General features: G+C 74.5%; 16 protein-coding genes. 6 read left to right on the top strand and 10 right to left on the bottom strand.

Going from position 1 to position 25,401, the window contains the following annotated elements:
- Nucleotides 1-36: 36 nt before the first annotated feature.
- From IE274_RS26030 to IE274_RS26055, 6 genes are read right to left on the bottom strand one after another with little or no spacing between them, the layout of a single operon-like run.
- Nucleotides 37-8,064: a type I polyketide synthase gene (locus IE274_RS26030; protein WP_190118313.1), complete on the bottom strand. Its 8,028-nt coding sequence runs from the start codon at nt 8,062-8,064 to the stop codon at nt 37-39.
- A 13-nt stretch (nt 8,065-8,077) separates the two neighbouring features.
- Entirely contained in the window at nt 8,078-9,844 is a 1,767-nt protein-coding gene (locus IE274_RS26035) for an amino acid adenylation domain-containing protein (protein ID WP_190118419.1), read from the bottom strand.
- A gap of 5 nt (nt 9,845-9,849) precedes the next feature.
- The gene (locus tag IE274_RS26040) at nt 9,850-11,736 is read right to left on the bottom strand and encodes an aminotransferase class I/II-fold pyridoxal phosphate-dependent enzyme (protein ID WP_190118314.1); all 1,887 of its coding nucleotides are present in this window, start codon (nt 11,734-11,736) and stop codon (nt 9,850-9,852) included.
- Entirely contained in the window at nt 11,733-11,993 is a 261-nt protein-coding gene (locus IE274_RS26045) for an acyl carrier protein (RefSeq protein WP_190118315.1), read from the bottom strand. Before IE274_RS26045 ends, IE274_RS26040 begins: the two co-directional genes overlap by 4 nt.
- A 9-nt stretch (nt 11,994-12,002) precedes the next feature.
- Entirely contained in the window at nt 12,003-12,284 is a 282-nt protein-coding gene (locus IE274_RS26050) for an acyl carrier protein (protein ID WP_190118316.1), read from the bottom strand.
- Between the two features lie 10 nt (nt 12,285-12,294).
- Nucleotides 12,295-13,326 (bottom strand): beta-ketoacyl-ACP synthase III, encoded by a 1,032-nt coding sequence (locus tag IE274_RS26055; protein WP_190118317.1) that lies wholly within the window; start codon nt 13,324-13,326, stop codon nt 12,295-12,297.
- Nucleotides 13,327-13,668: 342 nt separating this feature from the next.
- Here IE274_RS26055 and IE274_RS26060 point away from each other — a divergent pair, with 342 nt between their 5' ends.
- The 6 genes from IE274_RS26060 (at nt 13,669) to IE274_RS26085 (ending at nt 19,632) form a co-directional block, all read left to right on the top strand.
- The gene (locus IE274_RS26060; RefSeq protein ID WP_190118318.1) at nt 13,669-14,079 is read left to right on the top strand and encodes an acyl carrier protein; all 411 of its coding nucleotides are present in this window, start codon (nt 13,669-13,671) and stop codon (nt 14,077-14,079) included.
- Complete coding sequence (locus IE274_RS26065; RefSeq protein ID WP_190118319.1) at nt 14,076-15,320, top strand: beta-ketoacyl-[acyl-carrier-protein] synthase family protein; 1,245 nt, start codon at nt 14,076-14,078, stop codon at nt 15,318-15,320. The genes IE274_RS26060 and IE274_RS26065 overlap by 4 nt, the downstream gene beginning before the upstream one ends.
- A 117-nt stretch (nt 15,321-15,437) precedes the next feature.
- Nucleotides 15,438-16,328: a DUF6206 family protein gene (locus tag IE274_RS26070; RefSeq protein WP_190118320.1), complete on the top strand. Its 891-nt coding sequence runs from the start codon at nt 15,438-15,440 to the stop codon at nt 16,326-16,328.
- 4 nt (nt 16,329-16,332) lie between these two features.
- Nucleotides 16,333-17,097, top strand: coding sequence for a 4'-phosphopantetheinyl transferase family protein (locus tag IE274_RS26075; protein WP_190118321.1), 765 nt, complete (start codon nt 16,333-16,335; stop codon nt 17,095-17,097).
- 13 nt (nt 17,098-17,110) lie between these two features.
- Nucleotides 17,111-18,529, top strand: coding sequence for a RedV protein (locus tag IE274_RS26080; RefSeq protein WP_190118322.1), 1,419 nt, complete (start codon nt 17,111-17,113; stop codon nt 18,527-18,529).
- 428 nt (nt 18,530-18,957) lie between these two features.
- Complete coding sequence (locus tag IE274_RS26085) at nt 18,958-19,632, top strand: response regulator transcription factor (RefSeq protein ID WP_190118323.1); 675 nt, start codon at nt 18,958-18,960, stop codon at nt 19,630-19,632.
- 73 nt (nt 19,633-19,705) lie between these two features.
- Here the strand turns inward: IE274_RS26085 and IE274_RS26090 are convergent, their stop codons facing one another.
- From IE274_RS26090 to IE274_RS26105, 4 genes are all read right to left on the bottom strand, one after another.
- Entirely contained in the window at nt 19,706-20,095 is a 390-nt protein-coding gene (locus IE274_RS26090) for a RedY/HapK family protein (RefSeq protein WP_229909811.1), read from the bottom strand.
- An 80-nt stretch (nt 20,096-20,175) separates the two neighbouring features.
- Nucleotides 20,176-21,381, bottom strand: coding sequence for an L-prolyl-[peptidyl-carrier protein] dehydrogenase (gene redW, locus IE274_RS26095; RefSeq protein ID WP_190118324.1), 1,206 nt, complete (start codon nt 21,379-21,381; stop codon nt 20,176-20,178).
- Nucleotides 21,378-24,278, bottom strand: a complete 2,901-nt coding sequence (locus tag IE274_RS26100) for a polyketide synthase (RefSeq protein ID WP_190118325.1) — start codon at nt 24,276-24,278, stop codon at nt 21,378-21,380. Before IE274_RS26100 ends, redW begins: the two co-directional genes overlap by 4 nt.
- Nucleotides 24,279-24,517: 239 nt before the next feature.
- Nucleotides 24,518-25,303 (bottom strand): AfsR/SARP family transcriptional regulator, encoded by a 786-nt coding sequence (locus IE274_RS26105; protein ID WP_190118326.1) that lies wholly within the window; start codon nt 25,301-25,303, stop codon nt 24,518-24,520.
- Between the last annotated feature and the right edge of the window lie 98 nt (nt 25,304-25,401).

Here is a 25,401-nt window from a genome sequence, read left to right on the forward strand (position 1 = left end):
TCTCGGGCTCGGGTCGGTCTGGCCTGCGGGCGGGCCTCAGCGCGGCACCCGGGCGCGGCCCTCGGGCGAGTCGAGCCAGGCGAGCGTGCGCCGCACCCCCTCCTCGAAGCCCACCTCGCCCTTGAAGCCGAAGTCGTCGCGGGCACGGTCGATGGCGTACGACTGGTCGCGGTCGAAGAGGTGCACCGCGTGCCGGGTGAGGACCGGCCGCGACGTGATCCGCAGCGCCCCGTACACCCCCTCCGACAGCGTCGCGACGCCGCGCGCGAGCGGCGCGGGCAGGCTCAGCGACGGCGGCTTCGCACCGAGGCCGCGGGCCAGTGCCTCGACGTAGGCGCGCCAGGTGGTGCGGTCGGGATCGCGCAGGTTGTACGTGCGGCCCGCGGCGGCCTCGGACGCGCAGGCGGCGATCATCGCGTCGGCCGCGTTGGTCACGTACAGGAGCCCCGCCGGTACGTGGCCGCCCCGGATGTACACCATCTGGCGGCTCAGGAGCAGCGTCGCGATCTCGACGACGAAGTCCTTGCTGCGCGGCCCGTACACACTGACCGGCCGCACCACGGTCAGCGGCAGCCCGGCGCGCGCGGCCGTCTCGCGCACGGCCTGCTCGCCGAGGAGCTTGCTGCGGTTGTACGGCAGGCCGATGTCGCGCGGCGGCGTGTCCTCGTCGCAGGGGCGCACCGGGTAGCCGTAGACGTCGGTGGTGCTGACGTGCAGGAAACGCTCGACGGTGCCCGCGTGCCGGGCCGCGTCGACGAGGTTGCGGCTGCCGTCGACGTTGACCCGCTGGAACTCCGCCCACGGGCCCCAGTCGGCGGACAGGCCCGTGCAGTTGTACACGTGCCGCACCCCGGCCGTCGCCCGGCGCAGGCTGTCCGGATCGCCGAGGTCCCCGACGGCCACGTCGACGTCGAGGCCCGCGAACGCGGAGCGGTCGCTGCCCTCGCGGACGAGGACCCGCACATGGTGGCCGCGTTCGGCGAGGCGGCGGGCGAGGTGGCCGCCGATGAAACCGCCGGCGCCCGCCACGAGGACGTCGGGGGCGGAGGGGGCGGGACCGGGCGCAGGGGAGGTGGTGCCCGGCTCGGTCCCGGTGACCGGCTCTGCCGCGCGCGGCGCCGCCGCCTCGTGGTGCGGGCCGTCGGCCTCGTGGGCCGGCTCCGCCTCGTGGCCCGGTCGCGCCTCGCGGCGCGCCGCCGTCCCGGTGTGTCCCGCCGTCCGCGAGGTTCCGTTCGTCCGCTTGCGTGTCGCCATGGCTTGCCCCAACAGGTCGAGTGCGCGGTCGAGTTCGTGCTCGGTGTGGTCGGCGTTGATGAAGAAGCGCAGGCGGCACTCGTCGCGCGGGACGGCGGGGTGGCCGATCGGCATCACGTTCACACCGAGGCGGAGCAGCGCGTTGGAGAGCGCCATGGTCTCCTCCCAGCCGCCGATGACGACGGGGACCACCGCGGACGCGCGCGAGACGCCGATGTCGTACCCGCGGGCGCGGGCCGCGTCACGGAAGTGCTCGGCGAGGTGCCGCAGCCGCGCCACCCGCTCCGGCTCGTCCCGCACGACCCGCAGCGCCTCCAGGGCGGCGGCCGTGTTGGCGGGGGAGATGCCGGTGCTGAAGATGTGCAGCGGCGTGGTGAACTTCAGGTACTCGACGATCGGCTGCCGCGCCGCGACATAGCCGCCGAGGCTGCCGACGGCCTTGCTGAGCGTGCCCATCCACAGGTCGACGTCGGCGCGGTCGACGCCGAAGTACTCGCCGATGCCGCGCCCGGTGCGGCCGAGCACCCCGAGCGAGTGGGCCTCGTCGACCATCAGCAGCGCGCCGTGCCGACGCTTGACGTCGATGAACTTCGGCAGGTCGGGCAGGTCCCCGTCCTGGCTGTACGCGCCCTCGACGAGGACGAGGGCCCGCCGGGCCCGGGGCCGGCCCGCGGTGAGCAGCCGGTCGAGGGCGCGCCAGTCGTTGTGCGGGAACGGCCTGCGCCGGGCGCCGGACAGGACGCTGCCGCGCACCGCGCTGTCGTGGATCCACTCGTCGTGCAGGATCAGGTCCTCGGGGCCGAAGAGGTGCCCGATGGTCGCGACGTTCGTGGCGTGCCCGCCCGCGAACACGATCGCGGCCTCGGTGCCGAGGAACGCGGCGATCTCGGCGTCGAGTTCGTGGTGCAGCGGCGTCTCGCCGAACAGGAGCGGCGTCGCCGAGCAGGACGTGCCGTACTGGTCGACGGCGGCGCGCGCCGCCTCGCGGACCCGCGGATGGTGGGACAGGGCAAGGTAGTTGAAGGAGGAGAAGTTCAGCACGGGGCGGCCGTCGACGCTGGCCCGGCCGCCGTTGAACCCCTCGTGGGTGCGCCCGTACGGGTTGTCGCCGTCGGCCGTGGCCTGCCGCAGCCGCCCCTGCAGTTCGGCGTACTCGGGCCACTCCTCGAAGACGCGCTCCTGCCGCACGGCGGGTGCCGTCTCCTCGGCGGTGTGCCCGGGCCGCGGGGCCACGGGTGCCTCGGCGGCCGGGTGCGCCTCGTCCCGCACGGTTACGGCGCCCGCCAGCAGGTCGGCGAGCTGCCCCACGGTGGGGTCCTCGGGCAACCGCTCGCGGCTCTGGTCCAAGTGCCCGGGGAACCGCCGCGCAAGGGCCCGTTCCAGCTCGGTGCGCATCAGCGAGTCGAAGCCGAGGTCCGCGCCGAGCCGGGCGTCGCGCGGGATGTGCGCGACGGCGTGGCCGCAGACGCGTGACACCTGCGCGAACACTTCCTGCCGTCCGGTACGGGAGTGTTCCGCCGTCGCGGGAAGGGGAGTCGACGCTGGTGGTGCGGCCACCGGCTCGCGCGGTATGAGCGCGGTCCCGCCCGGTCCGGGGGCGGTCTCACGCGGTACGTCGACGGGGGTGGGCGCGCTCTGTTCCGTGGCCGCGTCCGCGGGTGCCGTGAACCAGTACGGCTCCCGCTCCCACACCGCGTGCGGCACCGCCACCCGGGGCGCCCGCCGCCCCGCGTCCAGCGCCGCCCAGTCCACTGCGGCGCCCGCGCAGTGCAGCCGCCCCAGGGACGTGAGCAGCGTCCCCCAGTCGCCCGCCGCCCCGGGCACGGCCCCGCCCCGGCCCCGGCGCAGCGACGGCAGCCACAGCGCGGGCGGCGCCTCGGACCCGGCGTCGGCCGGAGCCGTCGCCCGCCCCAGGCCGAGCAGCGTCGGGTGCGGTCCCACCTCGACGAACGCCGTGCAGCCGAGGCGGCGCAGGGTCGCGAGGCCGTCCGCGAAGCGCACCGTGCCGAGCAGGTGCTCCACCAGGGCGTCGGCGTCGATCCGGTCGACGGGCTCACCGGTGGCGTCGGACACCCAGGTGACGGCGGGCTCGGCGAACCGCACGGAACGGGCGGCCGCGCGCAGCGGCTCGGCGGCGCCCGCCATCAGCGGCGAGTGGAAGGCGCCCGACACCGTGAGCGGCTTGACGACGACGGACCGCGCCACCAGCTCCGCGCGGGCCCGCTCGACCTCGCCCCGGTCGCCGGAAAGCACCAGGTGGGTCGGCGTGTTGACGGCGGCCACCGCCAACGTCCCGTACCGGGAAGCCACTTCTCGTACCGTCTCGGCGTCCCCGGCGCAGGAGATCATCGTGCCGTCGCCCGGCTGCTCGTCCATGAGCCGCCCGCGGGTCGCGGCGAGCGTGAGGGCGTCCTCGAAGGACAGCGCGCCGGACACGCACGCGGCGGCGTACGCGCCCACGCTGTGCCCGAGCACGGCGGTGGGCCGGACGCCGAGGGACTGCCACAGCTCGGCGAGCGCGATCTCCAGGGCGACCAGGGCGGGTTGGCAGTAGCGCGTGGCGCGCAGCCGGTCCGTGCCGTCCGGCGCGAAGAGCACCTCGGTCAGGGGCACGCCGAGGTGCGGCCGCAGCACGCCGTCCGCGCGGTCGATGGCGCGGGCGAACGGCTCGTGCGTGTCGTACAGGCCCTTGCCCATGCCCGGGTACTGCGTGCCCTGGCCGCTGAACAGGAACGCCGTGTGCGGCTCGGGGCCGTGCCCGGCGGCGGCGCGGACCACGGCCGTCGAGGCCTCGTCGCGGGCCAGCGCGTCGAGCCCGGCGTCGAGCGCGGCGGCGGACCCGCCGACGACGACCGCGCGGTGCGTGAGCACGGCCCGGCCGGTGCTGGCGCCGCGGCACAGGTCGGCGAGGGGCGTGTCGGGGCGGGCGGCCAGGTGCGTGCGCCAGCGCTGGGCCAGGGTGGCCAGGGCGGTCGGCGTGTGGCCCGACAGGCACAGGGCGTGCACCGGCCGCGCGGGCGGCGCGGGCGCGGGGTCGGGGTCGGGCGGGGACTCCAGGACGACGTGGGCGTTCGCCCCGCCGAAGCCGAAGGAGCTGACGGCGGCGCGCGCCGGGCCCGCGCCGGGCAGGGGCGTCAGCCGGGTCGGTACGTCCAACCCGGCGCCATGCCAGTCGAGTTGGCGGTTGGGCGTGGCCAGGTGGAGCGTCGGGGGCACCTCGCGTTCGCGCACGACGAGCGCCGCCTTGATGAGGCCCGCGACGCCCGCGGCCGCCTCCAGGTGCCCGATGTTGGTCTTGACGGAGCCGACCAGGCAGCGGGCGCCGTCCGGGCGGCCCATGCCGTACGCCGCCGCGAGGCCCTCCCACTCGACCGGGTCGCCGAGCGGCGTGCCGGTGCCGTGCGCCTCGACGTAGTCGATCTCCTTGCCGCTCAACTCGGCGCGGGCCAGGGCCTGTTCGATGACGGCGCGCTGAGCGGACCCCTTGGGCGCGGTCAGGCCGTTGCTGCGCCCGCCGTGCCCGGTGGCCGAGCCTCTGATCAGGGCGTGCACGCGGTCGCCGGCGGCGAGGGCGGCCGCAAGGGGCTTGAGCAGGACCAGGCCCGCGCCCTCGCCGCGCACATAGCCGCCCGCCGCGTCGTCGAACGTCCGGCAGCGCCCGTCCGCCGCCAGCATCCCGCCGTCCGCGAACGCCACCGAGAGCCCGGGCGTCAGCATCAGGTTCACGCCGCCCGCGAGGGCCGTCGCGCACTCGCCCCGGCGCAGGCTGTCGCACGCCAGGTGGACGGCCGTCAGGGACGAGGAGCACGCCGTGTCCAGGGCGAGGCTCGGGCCGCGCAGGTCGAGGGCGTAGGAGAGCCGGTTGGCGGCGATGGAGTGCGCGTTGCCGGTCGCGCCGTGCACGTCGACGGTGTCGAGGTGGCCCATCTGGAGCTCGGCGTAGTCGTGGCTGCTGATGCCGACGAACACGCCGGTGGCACTGCCCGCGTACGACGTCGGGTCGTGGCCCGCGTCCTCCAGGGTGGTCCAGGCCGTCTCCAGGAGCAGCCGCTGCTGCGGGTCCATGCGGAGCGCCTCGCGCGCCGACAGGCCGAAGAACCGGGCGTCGAACTCCTCGACGCCGTCGACGAACCCGCCGAAGTCCGGCGCCGCGACGCGCCCGGCGTCCCACCGGCCGCGCGGCACCTCGGTGATCGCGTCGCGGCCGTCGCGCAGCAGCCGCCAGTAGCTGTCCGGGTCGGGTGCGCCGGGGAAGCGGCAGCCGATCCCGACGACCGCGATCGGCTCGGGCGCGTCGCCCTGCCCCTGGGCCACGGACGCCGACGGCCCGGAGCCCGCCGTGGTCGCCTCCGTGCCGGTCGCGGCGAGGTGGGCGGCGATCGCGCTGATCGTCGGATGGTCGAAGACCACGGACGCGGGGATCTCACGGCCGGTCCGGGCACTCAGCTCCGCCAGGACCGCCACGGCCTGCTTGGAGTCCAGGCCCAGCGACGCGAGCGGCAGGGACGGGTCGACCGCCGTCGCGGCCAGCCCCAGGCGTTCGGCGACCTTGCCGGTCAGCCACGCCGCCACGGAGTCCGGGTCCCAGGTCCCGCTGTCGGGCACCCGCTCCGCGAGCAGCCCGGTCAGCGTGTCGACCCGCGGCCGTACGAGCAGCTCCCCGACCGGGACCGGCACCCCGAGGCGCCGCTCCAGATCCCGTACGACGAGCAGCAGCCGGGCATGGTCGAGGCCGAGGTCGGCGAACGTGCGGGTGGCGACGCCGGAGACGTCCGGGACGTACGCCCGCAGGACCTCCTCGACCACCGCGCCCACCGGCTGCCCCGGTCGCCGCCGCCCGTCCCGCGCGGCCGGGTCCGGTGCCTCGCGGGTGACGCTGGCCGCCACCACGTTCAGGCCGAGGCCCAGGAAGTCCTTGCGGCACGCCTGCCGCTGGATCTTGCCGCTGGTGGTGCGGTGCACCGTGGACCGCTTGAGCAGGACCACGGCGTGCGGCGTGACCTCGTGCTCGTCGGCTATCGCGGACCGCAGCCGGGCGAGCAGGCCCGGCGTGTCGGCGGCCCGGCGGTCGTCGGTCTCGTACGCCACCACCAGGTGTTCGGCGCCGTCCACCTCGACGGCGAAGGCGGCGCCGCAGCCCGCGCGGACGGCCGGGTCGGCCTGTTCCACGGTGAGTTCGATGTCGTGGGGGTAGATGTTGCGGCCCTGCACGATGACGACGTCCTTGGTGCGGCCGACGACGTGCAGCTGGCCGTCGCGCAGGAACCCCAGGTCGCCGGTGCGCAGGTACGGCGTGTCGGACTCGCCCTCCAGGCGGGCGCCGAAGCTCTCCGCGGTGGCCTCGGGGCGGCGCCAGTAGCCCCGCGCCACACTGCCGCCCGCGAGCCACACCTCACCGATCGTCCCCTCGCCGGACACCCGTCGCCGCGCCGCCGCGTCCACGATCGCCACGTCCATGCCGTCGACGGCCGGGCCGCAGGCGACGACCCGCGTCACCCGGCCCCCGGCCGCCCTCCCGGCGTGGGTGGCCTCGGCGGCGACCCCCGCGCCGAGCGCCGCCGCGTCGAACTCCCCGACGGCGGGCGGCTCGTGGGCGTGCACGCCCGTCACCATCAGGGTGGCCTCCGCGAGGCCGTAGCAGGGCAGCAGCGCGCCCCGCCGGAACCCGCTCGGGGCGAACCGCTCGACGAACTGGTCCAGGGTCCCGGCCCGCACCGGCTCCGCGCCGTTCAGGGCGAGCCGCCAGTGGCTCAGGTCGAGCCGGTCGCGCTCCTCGTCGGTGATCCTGCGGACGCACGCCTCGAAGCCGAAGTTCGGGGCGACGCTGGTCGACGCCCGCGTGTCGGACAGGGTCTCCAGCCACAGCAACGGGCGCCGCACGAACGACATCGGCGCCATCAGATGCGCGGGGAACCCGCCGTACAGGGGCGACAGGATGCCGCCGATCAGGCCCATGTCGTGGTAGGGCGGCAGCCACGACACCATCTGCGAGTCCGCGTCGTGCGCCAGCCTGCGGTGGATGGCGGCGAGGTTGTGCAGCAGATTGCCGTGGCTGACCATGACGCCCTTGGGGGCGGACGTCGAGCCGGAGGTGTACTGGAGGAAGGCGAGCGAGTCGCCGGTGACGTCCGGCGGGCACCAGTCGGCCGCGCCCACGGTGTCCCCGTGCCCGGCGCCGCTGTCCGCCGCCGGGTCCGTCCCGCCCGCCGCCCCGGCGCCGCCGCCCGTCACCAGCCACCGCAGCCCGCCGAGCCCGAGCGCGGCCAGGTCGTCCTTCCGGTCGTCCGCGAACCGCGACAGGCCGCCCGTGGTCAGCGCGTGCGCGGCCCCCGAGTCCCGGGCGATCGAGGCGAGCCGGGGCATGGTCTGGCCGAAGCGGCGCGTGTCCGGCGGATAGGCGGGGACGGCGACGGCCCCCGCGTAGAGGCAGCCGAAGAAACCGGCGATGTAGTCGAGGCCGGGCGGGTGCAGGAGCAGCACCGGGTCGCCGGCCGCGCCCTCGTGCTGGAGCAGGGCGGCGACGCGCCGCGCCCGCAGGTCGAGCTCGGCGAACGTCCAGGAACGCTCGCCGGAGCCGGAGCCGGAGCCGGAGCCGGAGCCGGAGCCGGGGCCGGAGTCGGAGTCGGAGTCGGAGCCGGAGCCGGAGCCGGCCGCGGAGGTGGTGCCGCCCTCGGGTGCCGGGGTGCCGGCGGTGCCGAGGAAGCGGTACGCGAGCGCGTCCGGCCGGTGTTCGGCGTGGTGGCGCAGCAGGGCGACGAGGGTCCCCGGCGCGGTGCCGCGCCCCCAGGTCTCGGTGGGGCCTTGGTTCATGTGTACGTCTCCGTCACTTGCCGGGCACGGCACGCGGGGCGGGGTCGGGCGCCGGCTGGGGTGTGGGCGCCGGGCCGGCGAGGCGCCGGTAGTCGGTCTTGCCGTTGGAGTTGTGGGGCAGTTCGTCGAGGCAGGTGGCCGTGCGCGGCAGCATGTAGCGCGGCAGGTAGCGCGCGCAGTGCCGCTTCAGCTCGATGAGGCCGGGCCGCGGCGTCTCGCCGTTGAGGGTGAAGTAGAGGGCGATGCCGCCGTCGGGGTCGCCGGTGTCGGCGACGACGGCGGCGTGCGCGATGCCGGGGTGGCGCAGCACGGCCGCCTCGATCTCGCCGAGTTCCACGCGGTGGCCCGCGAGCTTCACCATGCGGTCCTTGCGGCCCCGGTACACCAGGGCGGCACTGTCGTGGTCTACGTCATGGCTCACCAGGTCGCCCGTGGCGTGTCGGCCGCGACGGTGGCCGGCCGCGGCGGGCTCGGACTCGCGGCGCCAGTAGCCGGGGGTGACGCAGTCGCCCTCGACGACGAGCTCGCCGCACGCGTCGGGTCCGGTGAGGGCGCGGCCCGCGGCGTCGACGACGGACACCTTGGCGCCGGGCAGGGGCGTGCCGATGGGGACGGGGTCGTGGCGCGACAGGTCCTCGGGGCGCACCCGGTGGTAGGTGCAGACGTTCGTCTCGGTCGGCCCGTACAGGTTGTAGAGCCCGGTCTCCGGTGCCAACTGCGCGGCCAGGGCGCGGAGTTGGGGAATCGGGAACACCTCGCCCGCGAACAGGACGTACCGCAGTCCCCGTGCCGTCTCGGGGGTGAGCGCGCCCGACACCGTGAGCAGCCGGAGCACCGACGGCACGGAGTACCAGACGGTGACGCCGTGCTCGCGGATCCCGGCGGCGAGCGCGCCCACGTCGCGGGCCTGCCCGTCGGGCACGATCCACAGGCCCGCGCCCACCGACAGGGCCGTGAACAGGTCGAACGTCGACAGGTCGAAGTTGAACGAGGCGTGGTTGGCGAACACGTCGCCGGGCCCGACGGCCAGCTCCTCGCGCGCCCACCGGATGAAGCACGCCAGGTTCCGGTAGCTGATGCGCACGCCCTTGGGGGTGCCGGTCGACCCGGAGGTGTACAGGATCGCGGCGAGGTCGTCGCGGTCCAGGGGCGGCAGCAGGACGACGTGGCCCGCGGCGCTCGACGTGAAGGCGGTCCAGTCGTGGACGGGGACCGGTGGGCCGGGGCGGACGTGTTGCGGCGGGCCCTCGCCCGCACCCCCGTCCGCGTCCTGGCCGTCGTGCTCGTACTCGTCCACGAGCACGATCACCCGCACCGAGTCCGGGAGTTGACGCTCCCTCAGCGACTTCAGGCGGCGGCTGTCCGTGACGAGGGCCACCGGCTCGGCGTCCGCGAGGATCGTCCGCACGCGGGCCACCGGCTGCCCGCCGTCCAGCGGGACGTACGCGCAGCCCGCGTGCAGGGCGCCGAGGATCGCCTCGGCGTAGCGCGGCTGCTTGTCCGTCCAGATCGCGACCCGGTCGCCGACCTCGGCGCCGAGGCCGAGCAGTCCCGCGGCGACGGCGGCCACATGCCCGGCCAGCTCGCCGTACGTGCGGGCGCCGGGCCCGACGAAGGCGAGCCGCGCGGTGCGTTCGGCGCTGGGCGGCCACGGCTTGCGGATCAGCGCGACGTCCGAGAGCTCCGACAGCGCCGACAGGTCCGGGAACTCCGATAACTCCGATAACTCCGATGACTCCGGCAACTCCGACGGCCGGGGCTCTTGGGCCGGGTTCGTCATCGCGCTCACCCGGCCGACGGCAGGACGCCGGTCTCGCGGGCGGCCTCGACGAAGATGCCCGCGGCGGCCTCCAGGTCCTCCCGGGTGTGCTCGCAGGTGACGCTGACCCGCAGCCGCGCGTCGCCGAGCGGAACGCCCGGGAACACCACCGTCTGACAGAACAGACCGCGGGCCCGCACGGCCCGGCCCAGCTCCATGGCCCGGCGCTCGTCGCCGATGACGAGCGGAAGGATGGCGCTCTCGGTGTTCTCCAGGTCGAAGCCCGCGTCGGCGAGCTGGCGGTGCAGGAAGCGGATGTTGGACCAGAGCCGGGTGATCCGCTCCGGCTCCGCCTCGATGACGTCGAGGGAGGCGATGAGCCCGGCGGCGACCCCGGCGGGGATGTTGGCGGCGAAGACGTAGGAGTTGGCGTAGAAGCGCAGGTACTCGACGACGTCCTCGTCGCCGACGACGAAACCGCCCATGCCCGCCAGGGACTTGCTCATGGTGCCGAGCTCCAGGTCGACCTCGCCCTTGAGACCGAAGTGCTCGGCGGTGCCCGAGCCGCGCGCGCCGAGTACCCCCGTCGCGTGCGCGTCGTCGATCATGACGCGGGCGCCGTACTCCTTGCCGAGCCGGACGATCTCGGGCAGGTCGCAGATGTCGCCGTGCATGCTGAACACGCCGTCCGCGACGATGAGTTTGCCCGCCGAGCGGTCGTCGCAGCGCTTGAGGATGCGCTCCAGGTCCGCCATGTCGTTGTGCTGGTAGATCTTGCGGACCGCGCCGGAGAGCCGGGCGCCGTCGCCGATGCTCATATGGTTGAGCTTGTCGACGATCAGCGTGTCGTAGCTCTTGACCAGCGCGGAGATGGTGCCGAGGTTGGCCGCGTACCCGCCCGGATAGACGATGCACGCCGGGCGTCCTTTGAACGCGGCGAGGCGCCGCTCCAACTCCTTGTGCAGCATGTTCGTGCCGCCGATGAAGCGCGACCCGGTGTGCGTGGCGCCGTAGGCGCGGGTGGCCTCGCAGACCGCCTCGATGACCTTGGGGTGGTTGGCGACGCCCAGGTAGTTGTTGGAGGCGAACATCAGGAACTCACGCTTGCGGCCCGTGAGTTCGTCGAGGATGAGGGCGCGGCTGCCGCAGCGGGAGTGCAGCGGCATCCCGTACCAGTACAGGTGGTCGGCCTCGCGCCCGCGCAGATAGCCGCGGAAGCTGCGGGTCTTGGCGAAGAGGTCGGCGTCCCGGCCCTCCACGAAGTCCTTCATGGAGCGGCTGTCCCAGGCGGCGGGGTCCGGGGCGCCGGTGCCGGTGGCGTCGCTTCCGCGGTCGCCGGTGCCTAGGTACGCCCGCAGCCCGGCGATCAGGTCGCGCAGGGACGGCGCGGTCAGGGTGCCCGCGAGGTCGTCGGGCAGGCCGAGGTCGCGGGCGCAGTCGGCGACGATCGACACGAGGACCACCGAGTCGATGCCCAGCTCGCCCTCGAAGTCGGCGTCGAGGGGCAGTTGTTCGCGCCGGTACTGGGTGTGGTGCATGGCGGCGCGGAGGACGGCTTCGAGGACGGGGTCCGCGGCGGCGGGGGCGCCGGACGGGGGCGCGGGGGAGAGTGCCGCTTCGGGGCCGGGGGCGGAGCCGTTCGTCCGCCCCGCGGCCGCGAGCGCCTCCTCGACCGCGACGGCGAGGTCGTGGATGGTGTACAGCCCGTCGGGCAGCGGCGAGGCGAGCGCGAAGCGCTCCGTGACCAGGGCGAGGATCGACTCGTGGATGACGGAGTCGATGCCGAGGTCGGCCTCGAAGTGACTCTCCGGCAGCAGGTACGACTCGTCGTACAGCGTCCGGGACGCGACGATGTCCACGATCTCGCGCCGTAGGGCGGCGCCCTCGTGGCCTTGCGCGGTGGCATCGGTCATCGCACGCTCTCCCCCTGGGACCGCAGCCGTTCGACGAGTGCGGCGATCGTGTCGACGGACTGGAAGTTCGCCGGGGAGATCTCCCGCAGCGGAACGGTGATGCGGAAGTCGCTCTGCAGGTAGTGCACGAGGTCGAAGATCCCGGCCGAGTCGATGATGTTCAGCTCGGCTATGGGGAGTTGGGCGTCGAGTCCGTCGGCGTCGCCGTCGAGCCAGACGTCGGCGATGTAGTTGATGATCGACTGCTCGGTGGTCATGGCCGCGCCCTAGGATCGCTCTGCGGTGGCCGACGCCGCGGCGGCGCTCGGGCTCGACGCGGGCAGCCGGTCCTCGATGAGTCCCGCCACCGCCGCGACCGTGTCGCCCGGGGTCGCCGCGTCCTCGCCGATGGCGACCTTGAACTCGGACTGGATGACGAGGAGCAGCTCGACGAGGAACAGCGAGTCCATGTCGAGCTCTTCGAACTTGGTGTCGGGGCCGATCTCCGAGCGGTCCACCTCGAACCGGTCGACCAGCAGCTCGACCAGCCTGTCGTACGTCTCGCTCATGCGGTTCTCCTCAGATGTGGTCAAGGCGGGGCCAGGTCAGCACCGTCGACCCCCAGGTGAGGCCCCCGCCGAAGGCGGTGAGCAGCACCCGGTCGCCGGCTCGCAGGACGCCGTCGGCATGGGCCTGGTCCAGGGCGAGGGGGATGGACGCGGCGGCCGTGTTGCCCACGTCGGCGATGTTGCTGAAGCAGCGTGGGCGAGGGACGCCCACCTCGTCGGCCACGTGGTTGGTGATGCGCAGGTTGGCCTGGTGGCCGACCAGGTGGTCGACGTCCGCCGGAGTCCACCCGGCGCGGTCGAGAACGGCCCGCGCGGAGGCGGACATGCGCTGCACGGCGTGCCGGAAGACCTCCTTGCCGTCCATCGTGAAATAGCGCTCGGCGGGCGTCGGGGAGCGGCCCGAGAGGCGCTGGCGGGAGCCGCCCGCGGGCACCGTGATCAGGTCCTCACGGCCGCCGTCGCTGCCCAGGTCGAACGGGCCGAGCGCGCCCGGCTCCGCGGGTTCGCCCGCGCGCAGGACCACCGCTCCCGCGCCGTCGCCGAAGATCACCGAGGTGGCGCGGTCGTCCGGGTCGAGCAGCGTGGAGAACGTCTCCGCGCCGATCACCAGGACCCGGTCGGCGGCGCCGGTGGCGATGAGACCGGCCGCCGTGGCGAGGGCGTACACGAAACCCGTGCAGACCGCCGAGACGTCGAAGGCGGCGGTGCCGGTCAGGCCCAGGCGCGCCGCGACGACGGGCGCGGTCGCCGGGCACGGCCGGTCCGGGGTGGTGGTGGCCAGCAGCACGGCGTCGACGACGGGTGTGCCGGACGACTTCAGGGCCTTGGCGCCCGCCCCGACCGCCAGATCGGAGGTGGCGGTGCCGGGCGCGGCGAAGTACCGCTGCCGGATCCCGGTCCGGGAGCGGATCCACGCGTCGGAGCTGTCCAGGCGCACGGACAGCTCGTCGTTGCTGACGGCGGTCGGCGGCAGACAGCCCCCGACCCCGGTGAGCACCGCGGCACGGTCGGGTGACGGTCGGCTCGGTGGGGGTGCGGTCACGCGTGCTCCTCGGTCTCCCGGACGGCAGGACGTGGGTGCGGGGCGGTGCGGCGGCGCGTGGTGCGGCTCGGATCGGGTGGGATCTGCGGCGGTGCTGCGTTCGCGCTGTGCGGCTTTCGCGCTGTTCGGCGGTGCGGTTATCGAGTCTCGCCGGGCGGGCTGACGGGAAGCGGCCACGCGTGCTGACGGCTCGCTGACCGCCCGCTGATCGCGCCCGGTGGCGTCACGCCGGACGGCCCGACGGCCCCTCGGGTCAGCCATCGGTCAGCGTCCGGCGCGGCGGGCGGTCAGGCGCGGCCCGCAGACTCGACCCCAGGCGACCGGAGAGGTGGGGCGCATTCGATGAGCGCGATGTACGGCAGGTTGGTCGGACTGCTGGTCGACCGTTTCGACGTGGACCCGGCGGAGATCGCTCCCGACACCACGTTCGCGGACCTCGACATGGACTCACTGATCCTGGTCGAGGTGTTCCTCGTCGTCCACGCCGAACTGGGCGTGTCCGTCGGCGAGGACGCGGCGAGGCCCGGGGACACGATCGGGACGACGGCGGCGGTGCTGGAGCGGAAGGCGGGGGTGCCGGGTGCGGTGGCGCCCGTACGAGGGCCGGCTCCGGTACGTGGGCTAGATCCCGTACGCGGGCCAGCTCCGGTACGCGGGCCAGCTCCCGTACGAGAGCGCACTCAGGGACGACCACCGGGCCGGGCACCCGCCTCGCAGCCCGCCGCCACCCCCACCTCCACCCCCGCCTCATGACCCGCCCCGCACCCGCCTCCGCCCCCGACGACATCGCCGTCACCGGCCTCGGCCTCGTCACCGCCGCGGGCATCGGCGTGGCCGACACCTGGGCCGGGGTGTGCCGGGGGCAGTCCGCGGCGGCCACCGATCCGGGCCTGGCCGGGCTGCCGGTGGACATCTCCTGCACGGTTCCCGGCTTCAGCGCACGCCAACACGTCGGCAGGCGCAGCGCGTTGACGCAGGACCGGTTCAGTCAGCTGTCCGTCGCCGCCGCGCGTGAGGCCGTCGCGGACAGCGGGCTCGACCCGGGGACGTGGGACGGCGCCCGTGTCGGCGTCGTCGTGGGCTGCGGCCTCGGCGGCGTCGCGACCTGGGAGGCCCAGCATCGCCGCCTGCTCGAGGAGGGTCCGCAGGCGGTGTCGGCGCTGCTCGTCCCCATGCTCGTACCGAACATGGTCGCCGGGCACCTCGCCATGGACCTGCGCGCGACCGGGCCGAACCTGGTGACCGCGACGGCCTGCGCGTCCGGCGCGACGGCCATCGGCACGGCGCTGCACCTGCTGCGCGACGGCAGTTGCGACGTGGTGGTCGCGGGCGGCGGCGAGGCCGGGGTGACGCCGCTGATGGTCACCGGCTTCGCGCAGATGGGCGCGCTGTCGCGGCGGCTCGACGAACCTACCGCCGCCTCCCGGCCGTTCGACCGGGACCGGGACGGGTTCGTCATCGGCGAGGGCAGCGGCATGCTCGTCCTGGAGCGAGCGGCGGACGCCCGGGCGCGCGGCGCCACCGTCCGGGCCCGCCTCGCCGGATACGGCGCGTCGGCCGACGCGCACCACATGACGGCGCCCGACCCGCGGGGCACCGGTGTGCTCCTGGCGCTGCGCACGGCGCTCGCGCGGGCGGGCGTCATGCCGGACGAGGTCGACCACGTCAACGCGCACGGCACGTCGACGCCCCTGAACGACGCGGCCGAGGCGGCGGTCCTGCGCAAGTTCCTCGGCGCGGGCGCCGCGGTCACCGCCACCAAGGGGGTGCTCGGCCACACCCTGGGCGCGGCCGGCGCGATCGAGGCCGCGCTGACCGTCCTTGCCGTCCAGCACGGCACGGTGCCGCCGACCGCCAACCTCCACCACCAGGACGCCGACATCGAGCTGGACGTCGTCTCCGGCGCTCCGCGCGCGCGGAAGCTGGACGTCGCCGTCAGCAACTCCTTCGGCTTCGGCGGCCAGAACGCCGTCCTGGTGGTGACGGCGCCGTGAGCCGGGGCGCACGTGCCGCACCCGACGACCGCGTCGTACCCCTGCTCCCGCACCCCGCTCCCGCCGCCGCCCCCTCAGTGCCCCGGACCCGAGCCCGCCGAGAATGAGTAGGCACCCATGACCCTCACGGTCCCGCACACCGCGCTCGCGCGCCTGGAGGAACAGGTCCAGGACGCGCTGCGCCGAGCCGACGACAGCGCCCTCGACGTGCTGGGCTACGGCGAGATCACCCTCGTGCTCCGGCTGCGCGCCGACGGTGACTCCTTCGCCTGCAAACGGCTGCCCGTCTTCCCCGACCGGGACCGCTTCGAGCGCTACCGCGACTCGCTCGACGTGTATCTGCGCCGCCTCGCCGAGCGCGGCCTGACCGTCGCGCCCACCGAGGTCTGGCACACGACCGGGCCCCGCGGGCGGATCACGGCGTACTGCGTGCAGCGCGAACTCCCGCCGGAGCGGCTCTGCTCCCGGCTCCTGCACACCGAGGGCGAGGCGTGGGCGAAGAGCTTCTTCGCCCGCTTCCTCGACCGCGTCGACGCCGCCGTGCACCCGACGCTCGGCCTGGACGCGCAGGCCTCCAACTGGATCGACGTGGACGGCGAGTTGACGTATCTCGACGTCAGTACGCCCTTGATGCGCGACGAGCGGCGCCGCGAACTCCTCGACGTGCGGCTCTTCTTCACCTCGCTGCCGTGGCTCCTGCGCGACGCCGTCCGCGTCACCATGGCCACATCCATCTTCGACAAGTTCTACGAGACGCGCGGCGTGCTCCTGGACTTCCTCGGCAACCTCCACAAGGAACACCTCGACACGCTGATCCCCGTGTTCCTGGAGCAGGCCAACGCCCGCCTCGCCGAGCCCATCACGGCCGCCGACGTCGCCTCGTACTACCGCGGCGACGCGCGCATGTGGGAGCTGATCCAGCGCCTGCGCGCCGCCGACCGCCGGTGGCAGCGCACGGTCCGCCGCAAGCCCTACCCCTTCCTCCTGCCGCCGCCCGTGGACCGCTGACCCGATGCCCCTTCTCGTACGCGCCGCCGCTCCCCGTCTCGACGACAGCGTCACCCTGGACCCGGCCCGCCCCCTGCGGGTCACGCACGCGCGCGGACCGCTGACCCTCGCCGTGGTGTCCATCGCCTGGGTACGGGCACGGGACGACGCGGGCCGCGCGGCGCTGGGGGCCCGACACCTGTGCGCCGAGGAACGCGCCCGCGCCGCCGAACTCCCCGTGCCCAGACGGCGCGTGGAGTGGATGGCCGGGCGCCTCGCCGTGAAGCACGGCGTCAGCGCGTACCTGCGGCGGTACGACGGGCTGTCCGTACGCACCCGGGACGTGCGGGTCGGCGCGGTGGCCCGGGGCATCCGCGCGGGCAAGCCCACGGTGAACGCGCCCGTGGAGGTCGGCCTCACGCACTCCGGCGACCTGGCGGTGGCCGCGTGCGGGCCGCGTCCCGTCGGCATCGACCTGGAACGCACCCGCCAAGTGCCGCCGCCGCTCGCCGCGTTGCTGACCCCGGAGCCCGGCCCCGGCTGTCCCGTGCTCGACACCATGCCGCTGTCGCTGCGCTGGGCCTGCAAGGAGGCCGTGCTCAAGCACCTCGGCTTCGGCCTGCGCGTCGACACCCGGGAGGTCGACCTCACGGCCTGGCACCCCGACGGCCGCTTCTCCTGGCGCCCGGGACCCGGCCTGCGGCGGCACGCCCCCACGGCGACCGCCGCCCGCCTGGACAGCTGGGCCCGCGAGATCGACGACTACTCACTTGCCCTCGTGTGGAGCTGAGGAGAACACGACGATGACCCCAGACCGGGCCGCCACCCCTGGTGCCCCCGCCGCCGAAGCCGCCGCCCCACCCGCGACCCACCGCCTCCCCGACTTCGACGAGGCCCTGCGGGAGGCCGCCCGGATCGCCGTGCTCAGCCCCTCGTCCCACAACTGCCAGCCGTGGGCGGTGGCGTGGGCGCGGAGCGCGGAGTCACGTGCGGCCGCCGCGCGGCTGGTGGACGGGGAGGCCGAGGCGTCCGGCGTTCCGGCCCCCGGGGGCGGGCGCGGCGACGGAACGTACCAGTACCTCGTCCTGGGGCTCGACCGGAGCCGGGAGCTGCGGTCTCTGCCCGCCCACGCCGTCGAGATGCTGCTCAGCTGCGGCCTGTACTGGCAGCTCCTGCTGCGGGCCCTGGAGGCGCTGGGCTGGTCGGCGGACGCCCTGCACTTCGCGGAGGGCACGCTGGACGCGGGGACGGCACGGGGTGCCGAACCGCCCGGGACCGCGTGGCCCGGGTCGTGGACGGCGCTGTGTGTGGCGCGGCTGCGGAGGCGGGACGGGGAGGGGGCTGGCGCCGAAGCCCGGGACGGGGCTGGTGCCGGGGCCACGACCGGTGCCGGGGCTGGTGCCGGAACCGATGCCGGTGCCGGGGCGGCGACCGTGCCCGGTGCCGAGGCCGAAACCCACCCCGCCGACCGGGACGGCGGCGCGGAGCTGCGTACCCTGCGCGCCGCCGCCCGCGCCCGCCGCACCAACCGCGCCCCCTACCTGACCCAACCCGTCCGGCCCGCCCTCCTGGACGGCCTGCTCGCCCCCTCGGGATGCGCGGCGGCCCGCGACGCCGACGTCACCGTGCGGCACCTGACGTCCGGCGCCGACCGTGCCGCGTTCGCCGACTTCGTGGCCGCGCACGGCGGCCGGGACTTCAGCCACCGCGAGGCCTGGCGCGAGACGCACGCGTACCTGCGGGCCGACCGCGCCGAGGCCACCGCCTGCGGCGACGGGTTCGCGCTGGACCAGCTCTTCGGGCCGCTGTCGTGGCCGAGCAGGCTGGCGCTGCGGGCCGCGCTCGCGCCCGCGACCATGCGGTTGCTCGGTCCCGTCGGCTACGACCGGCTCGTCGGCCGGAGCCTCGCCCGCGGCCTCGCCCGGATGGTGCGGCCGACGCCCGTCGTGGTCGCCATGAGCTTCGGGCGGACGGAGCCGACGCTCGCGGACGCCGTCAAGGGCGGAGCGCGACTGGCCGATTACTGGCTGTGCGCGACCACGGCGGGACTCGCCCTGCACCCCGTGAGCGTCGTGCTCCAGCACGAAGACCTGCGGGCGGCCTTCCAGTCGAGCCTCCGGATCCCGGGACGGGCGTTCTTCGTGAGCCGCCTCGGCTGGCCCGTCACCGAGTTCCCGCCCTCCCCACGCCGCCCTGCTGACGCACATCTGCGGAGGATCTGAGTTTCCCGTCACGCCGTTTCGAGCCATTCTCATGCTTCTTCCAATAATCCTCGCCCAGAGGGTAGTTGCGCCCACATACTGTTGCAGTGCGGACGGCATATTCCGCACCCGTGAGTCTGCCCTGATACGCCGCGAGAGGGGGCGTACGGGAGCGGAAAACGCAGATTCGAACAGTAGCTGGATGCGTTTACGGGCAGCAGCGACGAGGGGTACCCGAAGGCACATGGTCGTGTCATTCAAAGGGGGGGGCAGCGAGATGGGGAACTGCTGTAGGGGGCACCTGCTGGAAGTCACTCCCGGGCCGGGGAGGCCGGCCCGTCCGGACGTGATGCCGTGACGAGAGGAACGGGAAGGACAGGAGGAACGGTCCGGTGCGACCGGCGCGGCAGCGGCCCGCAGCCGGGCCAGACGCGGTGAGGCGGCGATCCATGAAGATCCGCGTCCTGGTGTGCTGCGACGAGTCGATCATGTCCGCGGCGATGCGCGCGCTGCTCGACCAGCAGCCCGACTTCGAGGTCCTCGGCTTCACCACGGGCCGTGAATCCGCCGCCGCCGTAGCCGAGTTGGCGCCCCACGTCATGATCGTGGTGGCCCCGGCGCTCGGCCTGGACGACAGCCGTGAACTCGCGGAGCTCGCCGCCCTGACGAAGATAGTCCTCATCGCCAAGGCCGAGTCCGCGCACCGCTCCGTCGAGGCCCTGTGCGTCGGCGTCAGAGCGGTCCTCGCCCCGGACTCCTCGGCGGACGACCTCATCCACGTGCTGCGCACGGTGAGCGCGGGCGCCTCGATGGTGATGCCGGCCGCCGCCCGGCGCAGCCTCCAACGCCTGCCCCAGCAGGGGCGTTCGGGCACCACCGGGCGCCGGGCCGCCGACCTCACGCCCCGCGAGTCCGAGGTGATCGTCCTGCTCGCCCAGGGGAAGTCCAACGCGGAAGTCGCCGAAAAGCTGTCGGTGTCCCTGGCGACCGTCCGGTCCCACGTTCACCATGTGCTCCGAAAGATGGGTGTGAGCACACGCGCCCAAGCGGTCGCCATTGCCTATGAAACAGGTTTGATGGCGACAATCGGGCGGACCGCTGAATTCCGCGGACAAGAGGGTTGAACGGGACGCACCGACGAAGAACGGGCGGGCCCGTCCGGAAAAGAAGCCGCCCCGGTATTCCGTATCGCAAAAATTATCGAGAGCGGTATCCGGGCCCCACGCGATCGCCGGTCAACTCGGCCACCACCGTGGCCATCTTCTCGAATTCGGCGACCAGTCCGCGGAAAGTGTCGGACTGCATATCGCGTTCGAAGTCCGCTCGGGCGGTCACTTCGATGACCTCGAAGTACTCGCCGGGCGACGCGGCACCGGCGTCCGTGACGCGCTGCACGGCGAACGCCACCACCCCCGGCAGCCGCGGACAGGCCGCGTAGTCGACGTCCCGGACCCAGGACTCGAACCGCTCCGGGTCCACGCCGCCGAGCAGCCGGATGCGGTGCACGATGACCGTGGTGGCGGCGGGCGGCGCGTGGGCGCCGTCCCGCGCGGGGTGGGGTGTGTCGGGCGACATGGTGAATGACATCCCGTCAGTCAGGGGCGTGGTGTCCGTCAGGTTGTGGTGCCGGTCAGGAGTGGTGCCGGTCAGGAGTGACGCCCGTACGGTCAGTGCCTTCCGCCCGAGCGGCGGTTGCCGCCCAGGCCGAGGGCGCGGGCGATGTTGTTCTTCTGGATCTCATTGGTCCCGGAGAAGATGCGCGAAGGCAAGGCGTCCCGCAGCAGCGTCTCGGCGTCACCGCCCGTCAGGACGCCCAGCGCGCCCCGCAGTTGGATCGCGTCGAGACCGATCCGTACGGCCGCCTCGCTGACGGCGAGCTTCGCGAGCGCGGGCGCGACCTCGTCCTCGCTGCCCCGCGCCAGGCCCCGCGCCGCCTCCTGGAGCAGCAGCCGCGCCGACTCCAGGGCCAGCGTCATGTCGACGACGCGATGACTCACCGCCTGGAAGCCGCCGATGGGCACACCGAACTGCTCGCGCTCCTTGACGTACGCGACCGTGGACTCCAGGACGCGCCGCATCGCGCCGAGGTACGCCGCGAACAGGCAGGTGCGCTCCCACTTCATGGACCCCGCGAACACGCTCGCGCCCGCGCCCTCCGCGCCCAGGACCCGGCTCGCGGGCACCACGCACCCGTCCAGGCGCACATCGGCCGTCGGCGAGCCGCGCAGCCCCACCTTGTCGTACGCGGGCCCGACCGTGAGCCCCGGCGTGTCGGCCTCGACGACGAACGCCGTCAGGCCGAAGAAGCCACCGCCGGGCGCGGTCGCCGCCTGCACCACGAACACGTCCGCGACGGGCGCGTTCGTCGTGAACGCCTTGGCGCCGTCGAGGACGTAGTGGTCGCCCTCCCGCACCGCCCGCGTGCGCAGCGCGAGGGTGTCCGAACCGGCCTCCGGCTCCGTGATGGAGTGCGCGGCGATCCGCTCGCCCGAACACAGCGCGGGCAGCCACGCCTGCTTCTGCCGCTCCGTGCCGAACTCCACGATCGGCATCACCGCGGCGAACAGATGCGCCGCCACGGAGAACGCGAACCCGGTGTCCGGGGAGCCGTAGCCGAGCGCCTCCAGGACGGCCGCGGCCGTCACCGCGTCCAGGCCGCTGCCGCCGTACCGCTCCGGCACCACACTGCCGACCAGGCCCTGCCCGCCCGCGAGCAGCCAGCGCCGCCGGAACTCGGCACGGTCGAACGACGTGGGTACGTCGCCGAGTTCGCGCCGCGCGAAGGCCTCGACCATGCGGCACATCTCCGCGGCTTCGGCAGCTGTCCCGATGGTGGCGGATGTGTCGGCGTCGGCGTCGAAGGACAAGCTCATCGTGGTCCGGACCCTTCCTCGCGGTGCTCCTCTACGAGCACGTGGTAGTTGATGCCGCCGGTGCCGAAGGAGCTGACGGCCGCCCGCCGCGGCCTGCCCGGCGGCCGGGTCCACGGCTCCGCCTCGGTGCGGATCTCGGCGGGGATGGCGGCGAGGCCGAGCGCCGGATTGAGCGTGCGCAGCAGCGTGTTGGGCGGCAGGGTCCCGGCGCGCAGGGCGAGCAGCGTGCGCAGCAGCCCGGCGCTGCCCGCCGCCGCGAAGGTGTGCCCGAAGAACGACTTCGCCGAGCCGATGCGCAGCGGCTCCGCCCGCGGCCCGCCCGCGTACAGGCGCGCCGCCGCCGCGATCTCGACCCGGTCGCCGACCTTCGTGCCGGTGCCGTGCGCCTCCAGGTAGTCGACCGTGCAGGGCTCGAAGTCGACCTGGGCGAAGGCGCGTTGCATGGCGCGCACCTGGCCCGCGACGTCCGGTGCGATGAGCGACTTGGCGTCGTTGGACGCGCCGACGGCACGGATCACGCCGTGCACGGTGTCTCCGTCGCGCCGCGCGTCGTCGTACCGCTTCAGCAGGAACAGCCCGCAGCCGTCCCCCGGCGTGAAACCGTCGGCACCCGCGTCGAACGGCGCGTTCCTGCTGTGCGACAGGAGGCCGAGCGCCGAGCACAGCACCATGTCCCGTACGTTGCAGGCCAGTTCGACGCCGCCCGCGACGGCGTAGTCCGCCGCGCCGGAGCGCAGCGCGCCGACGGCGATGTCGAGTGCGGCGAGCGACGACGCGCAGGCCGCCTCCACGGCGAGCGGGACCGCGTCGAGCCCGTACTCGTTGGCGAGCAGCGCGGCGACGCCGCTGGCCAGACAGCCGTCGAGGAGCGCGGGCGGCAGGCCGTCGGCGACCCGCCCGGTCCGCTCCCGCAGCCGTTCGAGGAGCTTCTTGCGGCCCAGCGGGGACAGCCCGGCGAGCGCCGGGAGCCCCACGACCGTGTCGTCCAGGCCGTCGAGGGCGAGATCCGCGTGGGCGCGCCGCTCGCGCGTCAGCCCCAGCGTGCCGCCGACCGCGACCACCCCGCGCCCCGCGAGCGCGTGGCGCGGCGCGAAGAGTTCGGCGGCGACGGCGAGCGCGAGCCGCTGCGCGCCGTCGAGCGCCGCGTACCGGGGCGGCAGCACCGCCAGGTCCTCCGGCGGCTCGGCGGGCACCGGTACGTGCCCGCCCTGGTCGGTGTACGAGTGGGTGAGGCTGAGGGCGCCGGGGGAGTAGTACAGCTCCCGGTCGAGCACCGCCTCCGGCACGGGCCCGATCCGGGTCCGGCCCGAGTCCACGACGCGCCAGAACCCGGCGGCGTCCGCGGCCCCGGCGAAGCGCCCGCCGAGGCCGACCACCGCGACGGGCACGGCCCGGGTGGCCGAGGCCCAGGCGCGGCGGGCGCGTCCCCGGGGGGCCGGGTGGTTTCCGGGTCCGGGCTCCGCCGCCCGCGGGGCGGGGTGCTCCTCCAGTACGAGGTGGCTGAACGTGCCGGTGAGGGAGGCGCCTTGGACCACGGCTCGGCGTGGCGTGTCGGGTCGTACGCCTGACGGCCAGGGCGCGCCCGGCTCCGGGTGCCGGGTCGCCGTGCCGTCCGACTCGGCGCTTGAGCCGAGGGGTTGGCCAGGGTAGTGGCCGTGGTGCAGGGCCAGGGCGACCTTGGTGAGGGAGGCGAGGCCCGCGTGCGCGAAGGCGCGGCCGTCGCCGGTGCCGAGGACGGGGGCGTCCGAGGGGTGGTGCGCTGTGCCGGTCGCGGCTTCGTGGTGGGTGGTGACGCTGGTGTCTGCGGTGTCTGCGGTGTCTGCGGTGTCTGCGGTGTCTGCGGTGTCTGCGGTGTCTGCGGCGACGGTGGCGACGGTGGCGACGGTGGCGACGGTGGTGTCGGCTGTGGCTGAGGCTGTGGTGACGGCGGAGTCCACGTACTCGACGTACTGCACGGTCTCCGCGTCGACCCCCGCCGCCCGCAGTGATTCCCTGGCCGCCCGCTGCCACAGCTCGGCGGAGCGGGACGGGCGGAAGCAGCCGGGCTGCGGATCGTGGTGCAGGGTGCAGTCGAGGATCGTGGCGTAGACGCGGTCCTGGTCGCGGACGGCGTCCGAGAGCCGTTTGAGGAGGACGGCGCCGACGCCTTCGGTGAGGGGGCGTAGGGGGCGTGCGGAGGGCGGCTCGTCGGCGCCGGGTGACCGTCCGGCCCCTGGCGGCTGCCCGGCCCCGGGCCGCCCCTTCGCCGCCAACGCCCATGCCACGTAAGGATGTTCGTCCCGCTGCCCCGCGAGCACGAGCACCGCGTCCGACCCCTCGGCCCGCAACTGCCCGAGCGCGTGGGCGAGGGCCACGAACGACGTGGCCTCAGCGGACTCGACGGCGAGGGTACGGCCGTGCAGCTTGAAGGCCGCCGCGATCCGTGCCGGGATGGTGCTGGCCATCTCGCCGACCCGGTCGTGCGGCGACCCGCCGAGCCGCCGCGTGAGCCGCCCGCGCAGCTCGGCCCCGGCGCGCGCGGCGCTGTCCGGTTCGGCGCCCGCCGCGACGGCCGCGCGCTCCACCTCGCGGGCGTACCGGGGCAGTTCGACCCGCAGGGCGTTCGCGTGCTGCCGGTCGAGGGCGAAGCACAGACCGGCGACGACGTCGGTGCGCTCGGCGGGCAGCGGCCGCTCCGGATGGCCCGCGTCGGCCAGGCACCGGCGGGCCGCCTCCAGCATCAGCAACTGCATCCGGTTCATGGACCTGGCCTGCATCGGCGGGATGCCGAATCGGGCGACGTCCACCACGACGTCGTCGAGCGTGCCCGGGTCGAGCGCCGCGACACCCACGATGGCGACGGGCTCCCCGGGCCGGACGGGCGCGGCGCGCCGGGGTGGTTGCGGATCTGACGTCATCACGCGGCTGCTCCTGCGGTCGCCGAACCAGATGTTCTACCTGGCAATGAGTTCTCGTTCACGGCACTGCTGACGCCACTGCTGGCGGCACTGCTCACGGCACCGTCGACAGGCACTGTTCGCGGCGCGACGAAATCCCTCCCGCCGCCCCGGGAAGTGCCCACGGAGTGCCCCCCCGAGTCACACTTCAAGAAGTGGGACCCCTGAGGTGAAATCGTTCCCATGGCGGTCCCGGAGATTCACGTGGCGGCTGTGGCAGTTGAAAGGGAAAGCGCCGGATCCTGCGACAGGATTTCCGTGTGCCGACGCTGCAGCACGATTCCGGGCTGCACGCCCAGCTCCTCGTCGAGCCGCCGCCGCGTCACATGGAACAGCTCCAGGGCCTCCGCCTGCCGGCCGGTGCGGTACAGGCCGAGCATCAGCAGCTCGCAGAAGCGCTCGCGCAGCGGGTGCTGGGCCACCAGGCGGCGCAGCTCGGCCACCGCGCGGGCGGCGTCACCGACGGCGAGCCGGGCCCGGATCAGGTCCTCCCGGACCGTCAGACGCCGCTCGTCGAAGAGCGCGGCCGCGCCCTGGCAGCGCAGCCCGTCGCCCGCGTCGAGCAGCGCGGGCCCCTGCCACAGCTCAAGTCCGGCCTGCAGCAGCTCGATGGCCCGCTCGGGGGCCACGGGCAGCGCGGCCGCGCCGCGCGTGGCCAGGTCGAGGAAACGGTTGCCGTCGACGCAGGCGGGCGGCACGTCCAGCAGATAGCCGCCGCGCACCGCCCGCAGCACCGTCGCGCCCCGGCGGCACGTTTCGTGGCCGTCGAAGGCCTTGCGCAGCCGGGTGGCGTGCGCCTGGAGCGCGTTGCGGGTGTTGCCGAGCGGCTGACCCGCCCACAGCTCGTCGGCGAGGTCGCCGTGCGAGACGGCCCGGCCCGCGTCGAGGGCGAGCGTGGCCAGCATGGCCCGTACCTTGTTGGCCTGAATTCCGTGGAGTTTCCCGTCCGCGGCCACGGAGACGGGCCCCAGGATATTGATGTGCATGACGTTCCCCCCGGTGACAGCAAACGGCATCACTGGACAGCAAAGGGCAGCACTGGTCGCTCGGGGAGAAGAGACTACAAGGCCCCCTTTGGCCCCCT

The sequence above is a fragment of the Streptomyces flavofungini genome (assembly GCF_014650815.1).
Classification (GTDB): Bacteria; Actinomycetota; Actinomycetes; order Streptomycetales; family Streptomycetaceae; genus Streptomyces; species Streptomyces flavofungini.

Coding starts and splice junctions, on each gene's coding strand:
- IE274_RS26030 (WP_190118313.1), bottom strand. CDS start 8,064: ATGAACCAAGGCCCCACCGAGACCTGGGGGCGCGGCACCGCGCCGGGG.
- IE274_RS26035 (WP_190118419.1), bottom strand. CDS start 9,844: ATGACGAACCCGGCCCAAGAGCCCCGGCCGTCGGAGTTGCCGGAGTCA.
- IE274_RS26040 (WP_190118314.1), bottom strand. CDS start 11,736: ATGACCGATGCCACCGCGCAAGGCCACGAGGGCGCCGCCCTACGGCGC.
- IE274_RS26045 (WP_190118315.1), bottom strand. CDS start 11,993: ATGACCACCGAGCAGTCGATCATCAACTACATCGCCGACGTCTGGCTC.
- IE274_RS26050 (WP_190118316.1), bottom strand. CDS start 12,284: ATGAGCGAGACGTACGACAGGCTGGTCGAGCTGCTGGTCGACCGGTTC.
- IE274_RS26060 (WP_190118318.1), top strand. CDS start 13,669: ATGAGCGCGATGTACGGCAGGTTGGTCGGACTGCTGGTCGACCGTTTC.
- IE274_RS26065 (WP_190118319.1), top strand. CDS start 14,076: ATGACCCGCCCCGCACCCGCCTCCGCCCCCGACGACATCGCCGTCACC.
- IE274_RS26070 (WP_190118320.1), top strand. CDS start 15,438: ATGACCCTCACGGTCCCGCACACCGCGCTCGCGCGCCTGGAGGAACAG.
- IE274_RS26075 (WP_190118321.1), top strand. CDS start 16,333: ATGCCCCTTCTCGTACGCGCCGCCGCTCCCCGTCTCGACGACAGCGTC.
- IE274_RS26080 (WP_190118322.1), top strand. CDS start 17,111: ATGACCCCAGACCGGGCCGCCACCCCTGGTGCCCCCGCCGCCGAAGCC.
- IE274_RS26085 (WP_190118323.1), top strand. CDS start 18,958: ATGAAGATCCGCGTCCTGGTGTGCTGCGACGAGTCGATCATGTCCGCG.
- IE274_RS26090 (WP_229909811.1), bottom strand. CDS start 20,095: ATGTCATTCACCATGTCGCCCGACACACCCCACCCCGCGCGGGACGGC.
- redW (WP_190118324.1), bottom strand. CDS start 21,381: ATGAGCTTGTCCTTCGACGCCGACGCCGACACATCCGCCACCATCGGG.
- IE274_RS26100 (WP_190118325.1), bottom strand. CDS start 24,278: ATGACGTCAGATCCGCAACCACCCCGGCGCGCCGCGCCCGTCCGGCCC.
- IE274_RS26105 (WP_190118326.1), bottom strand. CDS start 25,303: ATGCACATCAATATCCTGGGGCCCGTCTCCGTGGCCGCGGACGGGAAA.